Source organism: Phycisphaerae bacterium, assembly GCA_024102815.1.
Taxonomy (GTDB): Bacteria; Planctomycetota; Phycisphaerae; order UBA1845; family UBA1845; genus JAGFJJ01.
Genome location: JAGFJJ010000035.1, coordinates 1 through 7,052 on the forward strand (window position 1 = coordinate 1; position 7,052 = coordinate 7,052).

General features: G+C 60.5%; 3 protein-coding genes. 2 read left to right on the plus strand and 1 reads right to left on the minus strand.

Annotated features, from left to right (window positions below):
• Window positions 1-230: hypothetical protein (locus tag J5J06_09115; GenBank protein ID MCO6437232.1), on the plus strand; the 230-nt coding region annotated here is incomplete at its 5' end.
• A gap of 329 nt (window positions 231-559) precedes the next feature.
• Here the strand turns inward: J5J06_09115 and J5J06_09120 are convergent.
• Window positions 560-5,851, minus strand: a complete 5,292-nt coding sequence (locus J5J06_09120; GenBank protein ID MCO6437233.1) for a hypothetical protein — start codon at window positions 5,849-5,851, stop codon at window positions 560-562.
• A gap of 1,063 nt (window positions 5,852-6,914) precedes the next feature.
• Here J5J06_09120 and J5J06_09125 point away from each other — a divergent pair.
• Window positions 6,915-7,052: helix-turn-helix domain-containing protein (locus J5J06_09125; protein ID MCO6437234.1), on the plus strand; the 138-nt coding region annotated here is incomplete at its 3' end.

The window sequence follows — 7,052 nt, forward strand, 5'->3', positions numbered from 1 at the left end:
AGGAGCTGGAGAAGCTCGTCGTGTCAGGGCGGCTTCGCCACGGGGGCAACCCGGTTCTCCGTTGGATGGCCGCCAACGTGGCGGTCGAGCTCGACGCCGCCGGGAACATCAAGCCATCCAAGAAGAAGAGTACGGAACGTATCGACGGAATCGTGGCGGCCGTCATGGGGCTGGGCCGGGCGCTCCTTGGAAAACAGCGCCGGGAACCGAGTATCGTGTCGTTGTGGTGATCGTCCTGACAAACTGCGAATCGCGATTACTCGACTTCGCAGGATGACGCGACAGCCCACCAAGTCCCGCTGGAGCCGGTCGTCGCCACCAGAGGAACGATCTCCCCAGCCGCCACGCCGTCGAAGTGAGCCAACTGGAGACGCCCCATTACTGAGGTAGGCAAATAATGTTGCGCTGGACGGTACAAGGTTGGAACACTACCGAGAACTGTCCTCGACCGTTCATTCTCGGCTCCTCTTGGCTTACGCACGATCCCGGTGACGAATCGAAGCTTGAACGTACGTTCTTCTTGAACACCGAGCCAATCTGACAGACGAATGGCGATTCGTTACGGCATCAGTTCAGTCATCAACGGCGGCGGCGGGCACAGCGCCGGCGACGGAGGCGTCGGCCCGTGAATACCCGTGGGGAACGGCGTTGGTTCCGGATACGCGTACGGATAGTACTCCTTGCCCGATCCAACGCTGAACGCGTTGACTACACGGAGGATGTCCGGCCCGATGCTCACCCGATCCGTCAGCTCGGGGTTTACATCCCTCCAAGTAACGTGCGGCGCGGTAAACGCAGCGTTAATATCGAAACCGGAGACCGCCCGATTTGGGGGCGTCCAGCTAAACGGCGGAGTTGGTGGTGATGTCGTTCCGTCACCTGCCACGGAGTAAGTGCCCGCAATGTCTGCCCAGAAGCGCCCGTTCGCCGGTCTCGCTGCGGTGTAAAGTGTGAGTGGCGGTGAGAAATCCACGCCGTTTGTCGTCGCACGCACTTCGTATTCCCGACCGAAAACCACATTTCCATCGCCAGGAGCGATCATACAGCCGCCAACATGGATCGCCGACAAACCAGTCCAGTCATGGATGATCGGTGCTGCGTCGGACACCACGAAAGTCAGGCCCTGTCCCACCACCGATGCCGGCGTCGTACGCGGGGTGCTGATGTAGTACTGCGCGCCCGAGCCGACGTCCTTCACACGGTAGGCGTGGTTGGTGTGGCCCGCATCCGGCGCGAAGCTGATGTACCGCTGCTTTGTGGCACCGTGCGGATACGTCGTGATCCCCAGGGGCGCATTCGCTCCCACAGGAATGCAGTGCACGTTCAGTTCCATGTCTGCAATTCCGTAGGCCGGGAGCATTGAATCGCCGCTTACGGTGCTGCTGCTGAAGGCATAACCACCGAAACGTATCGTGTAACACTTGCCATTGCTGACAAGGAAGTGGCCTCGGTCGGCGCCGTAAGACCAACTTTGCTGGAAGGCGTCGTAATAATCCGCGCAGCCTCCGTCCTGGCAGGCTATTCGTGAGGAGAAGTTCAGCGAGCCACAGGACACACAATTATTTGTCACGCCCTCATGGATGACGATTCGGCCATCGAAAACGCGACTTGAGTAGCACGTACGGAATTCGGCTTCTCCACTGCACGGCGCGACAAGTGTGAACCAGACGTCAGCTTGCACGGACGATGGCGAAGTTGTCGGGCAGTCTTCTACGGGTCCGAGCCCAGCCTCCGACAAAGGACCGTCACGGTTGGCAAGGCGATTGTCCACCTTCGTGTACAAGGGAGCAAGGCCGCCGGGATCAACCAATCCGCAAGTGTAGGCCACGTTGAAATACGCTACACACGGACCGATATCTGGCGGACAGTCATCGGGCGATAACGTGCAAAAGATGTCTGAGTCCCCTGCGCAGCGACCGAGATTGGACGTCATGACGCAGTCACCGGGTCCGATCGGCGTCGCGTTCGCGCAGTCATCATTGGGCGGATCGGCCGGGATCAATGCCGCCAGAGGCGGATTCGAACAAATGTCGTTCGTCGGGTTCGACGCATCGCATGAAGCGGTGGAGCACGTCTTGCCCGGGCAGACAATGCCGCGGTGCTCGCGGAGGCAGTCGTTCACCGTCAGACCAGGATTGGTGATTGTGTCAATACACGACGGTGCCACGCCGACACCCGCTGGACCTGGGCGACAACAGGCGAAACTTGGCACCCCGCAGCCTCCATCCACGCCCGGCGTCGATTGCGATTGGATTCCGGAGTCAACACAGAACGTGAAGTCCGAATGGTCGATGTCCGTCACCGCAAACGCGTTACTGCCGTTGTTGTTCAAACAGAAGTTGTTTCCCGCGTTGGACGGTAGGGAAAACGTGCCTGTCGAGTCGAGAACCGAAGTGGACATCCAGTAGGCGAAACACCGGTGGACCCCGTCGCCACCGTCACCGTAGCCCTGAATCTGAAGCCAATAACAATTTCCCGGCGTGACTGAGACCGGTCCAATCGGAGCCGTATAGGTCCAGATCATGTACGCCGCGTCGTTGTTGTTGCTGGACCCGTCAGGTATGACAGCGGCATCCGAGAACACCGGCGCTCCCTCCAACGGAAGACCCGTGACCGGGTCGGATTCATAGATGACGATCGACCACACGTCATCCGGCGGCGCCAGCCGTTCCGGGGGCTCGCATATTTCCGACCAAGTGAATGCCCAGCAGAGTCGCTCGATCGTGCCGGACAACGGGATAAAGTCGTCCGCAATGCGGAAGCCGGATGTTACATCGCTCGCCCATGAGAGCACTTGCTCGTCGGACTGGCAGTTCGCCGAGCTATCGATCGTGCACGTCCGACACAAGTCATCCGCGCAGCTCATGCCACCATGGTAGATGCCCTGAGGGTTGCCACCGCAGCCTGGAGTTTGCCCCAACCCGCCGTTGTCGTCGCACTGATCTGGACCAACGCAGCAGGAACCGAGACTGCACGGGAAATCCGAGCAGTCGTCGACGATGCCACCTGCCAGGTCACCCAGCCAGTCGCCGCCCAGGTTAGGCTCGAACCGTCGGATCACCGGGAAGCCCTCGCAGTCCAGGATGTCTGTGACAGAGCAGGTCGCACCCGGACCCGGCGTGCCCGGAGCGCCGGCAGCGTGGCAGCAGGCCGCCTGACGGCAGCCGGTCACGGTCCAGTGGCCCTGATACGGGCCGGCGTTGCTCTCACAAGGCACGCCCACTGGGCAGTCATCGTTGCTGGCACACTCGGTCGTGCTGTTCTCGCAGGCGCCCTGAGCGAAGATACCATAGGCCCACCGGCCGGCACGCAGCGTCCACTGCACCGACGCATTACCATCGGCACATAATACGTTCGCACGATTGGGGTCACCCGTGATGAATTCGTTGGGACCAAATCCACCATCCTCCCAATAGATGTTCGGATTGTGCGCGCAATCCGGATTGGCCGCCTCGCACTCGGTGACGACAACCCAGACGGGCGAGAGCGTCGGCGTTGTGCAGCAGAAGTCAACGGTGACCACAGCGCATTTGTCGATTTCGATGACCTCGTACCATCCTGGGTCGCTCGAACTTGGCACACATCCGTCGCCATCGCCGCTGCCGAATAGATCGGACTGAGCAGCGTCCGGTGTGATACCGCTGAATGACCGCACGACGCGAACCGCACCTGGGACGCAGTCGCCCGCGATTGTACAGATACCCCCCGAACCGCAGGGCATGCCATCGTTTCCAACCGGGTCGGAGTTGCAGAATACATCACCCGTGGCATCACCCACGCAAGTCGAACAGAACAAGCTCGATCCGTCGCACGCGATCGACGGTTTATGCTGGCAGAAACCGCTGCTGAATGGCGGAACTGTGAATTGGAACACGGTCGCCCCCGAGCACTCCTGGCAGGTACCGCCCGATCCGCAAGCCGAGCCGACGTTGCCCGCGTTGCAAGAGGCGTTCGCCGAAGGATCACCTTCGCACCAGTACAGGGTGCCGCAGCAGTCGCCACCTGTGGGGGCCTGCTGGCAGCAGTTGGGATCGCAGGTCGTGCCCAGGCCGAGGAACGTCTGGCCCGCGCCCGTGCAGTCCACGTCCGCCGTCTCGGTGCACTCGCCCGTGTTGTCATCGCAGCAGGCGCCGATGTTGCAGACGCCCGAGGAGCAGAGCTCGCCGGCCGGAGCCGAATCGAACTTCTTGCCCTTCCAGTCAATGTCGCTGCACACGCTGACGGCGAGACCGCCGCAGTCGTTCGTGTTGCGGCAGACCTGTCCGTCAAACGGACCGCCGATGCACTTCGTGCACTCCCACCCCTGGAGATCGGAGCAGGTACCCGGCGTTCCCGGCGTACCGGCAATCGGCGGATCGCAGCAGGCGGCCGCCGGATCGGGAACCGTCTCACCGATGAGCTCGAACATGAGCCGGCCGGTGCCTGCCATGACCGGCTGATTGGGGAAGTGATCGAGCCACATCCCATCCGGATTGGTGGAACCAACCTGCGTCGCACCGGCCTGCGCCCAATAGCCGCGGCTAAGTTCTAGAACATTGTTCCGACTATCTACCGTGGAAGAGGCCCGCATGACCAGGTGGCCAGCGGGCGGAATGACATTCGTTGCGGGATCCGGCTGCTCGTCGGGAGTTGTGCTCGTGTCGCACAACGTGCCGCAGTCGACCGTCAGCGTATAGTTCTTCATGCCGGACTCCGCGAACCTAAAGCCGCCGAAGGATGCCACGCGGAGCGGACCAACGCAGGTACCAGCGCCGACTCCGCATGAATCGCCGACGGATAGACCAGCGCAATTGCCGGCTCCGTTGCTGCATGCGAGAGCGGTCGTGTCGAAGACCTCAAAAGACAAAACATCACCATCCGTATCCACACCGCCTCGAAAGCGGATTTGGCTGAGACGCATATACAGGCCACTGGCAAGCGTGTAGTCGTCGCCAACGCTGTAATTGCCCGTGGCGCAGAGATTCGCATCAACATCACAGGTCTGCGCAACGCACGTGGCTGTGCCGCCGATCTGATCACAGTCGGCGTTCACCGAGCAACCCAGACCGACGTCTGGACCCGCGTCGCACACTTTGTGGCAGTCGAGTGTAGCGTTGCGACAAAGCGACCTGCTAATGCTGCAACGCCTGTTCGTGCCCGTGACAAAACGCGCGCAGCCTGCAGGCGCCTCGACGCCGGCGGTCACCGTGCAACCCTCGTCGGCCGGGGCCATGCCCGCCGAATACTCGGGGCAATTGCATTCGTTCAAATCGAACGGATCGGTGATCCGCGACCAGAAGCCGGCACAACCGGCGAAGGTTGTGTACGAGCAGACGCCGGGGCTTCCGGCGTTTGCACCCGTGCAGCAACGGCCAAGAAACGCGCCGCTATTGCTCACGCCGCACTTGTTCGTTGCCTCATCGCAAGTCGTGAATGACCCGCCCATCGCTTGGTCGATTCTCGGCAGGCAAATACCCCCCCCGGGACAATCGCCATCGAAGAAACAACGCTCACCGGAAGCCGTACCGCCGGAACAAGTATGAAGACATGGCGTGCGTGGAGTCGTCCCGCCGATGACCAAAGGAGCGACAAAGCAGTTACCCAAGCCGTCGCAGTAATCTCGCGTGCAGTACAGGCCGTCGATTTCGCACTCGCTCAACGCAGGACTGGGGCGGACCGCACAACGATGGATACCGGGTTGGAGTTCGTCTTCTTGACAAACGGCCTCGTTACACTGCCCATTCCAATTCGCGCAATCGTTGTCACATTCACAGGCGTCGCCCGGCGGGACCGTGCCACCGGAGGCCAACTCGCTCATGATTTGACCCGAGAAGTCGGACTCGGCCACACGCACGCGGCGGCCTTCAATCATCAGGCCACTCTCGCTTGCTCCAAACTTCGGAGATCGACTCCGAGCCGTGGAAGCCTTGTGCACTGTTTCTCGGCCGATACCGTCGACACGTACGTCCTGATTGCTCTTGGACGATGTGCCTTTCAGCGGCTGGACCGCCTCGCCACGATCCTCCGGCGCCCTGGCGCCATCGTTGCGGGCAGAATCACGCGAATCCAATTGATCGCCCGCAGCTGCCAACGCGAGCCCGACGCTCGCCGCAGGAACGCAAAACGACAAGCTGAGAGCCAAGAATATCGCAAGGTGGGAACCAGAAGAACGCGCGCCAGACATGTTTAAACTCCTAAACATCCGACAGCAAAAGAGGTGAATGACGGGGGACCTCAATGGCAATAGAGCCGGAAACGAATGTTGCGAGCTGTCCGAGAGTGCACGACAATAGAAGCGACCCGAGTCCAGACTGTAAGCGTCAAGCCAGTGAGCTGCAACCAGAATCTCAGGAGAAACAGTGGTTTGTGCACTCGCATCATGAGGGGCGTAGGCTGCGGCGTCGGTCCGAAACGCGCTTCTCGGCAAGGAATCCGATCAAAACCGTTTGTGAAATCAATGATGTGCGCTCGAAACCCGTGAGCCTTCATGCTGAACAGATTGGCTCTAACCGACCTCACTCCTGCGGTCGGTGTAACTTAGAGACTGGTATGAAACCGGGGGGAGGCCAAGCCAACTCCCACGTCACCCGCGCTCGTTGCCGAGGTGCTAAGCCCGAGCAGGAGCAACGCGAACGAAATTGTGCAGCGGCCAGAACAACGGAGGATGGGCTTCTTGCACCTCATGCGCGTGTCTCCTTCAGATTTGCAGCATCAATATCTCACGGCTGATAGAAGCACCTGAACTTTGAAGGGCTTCTTACTCTTATCCATCTTGCCGTGATGCGGCGTTTGGACCCGTTAGACCCTGCTGCAGATCATGATCACGCTACCTTCGACGCCGCGTACCTACAGTCAGTTGTAGCGCAACCAGAAACGAACCTATTGACCATTGATCGGGTAAATAAAGTGTATTGCTTGAACCGATATTGTCATGCATGAGACCCCTAGGCACAGCGGAGGAGTTGGAGCGGCGTCGCCTGCGAGCCATGACGCTGCTGGACAAAGGAATGCCCGGTGTCGAGGTGGCCGAGGTCCTCGGCGTGACCCCGGGGGCCGTGTCCCAGTGGAAAAAG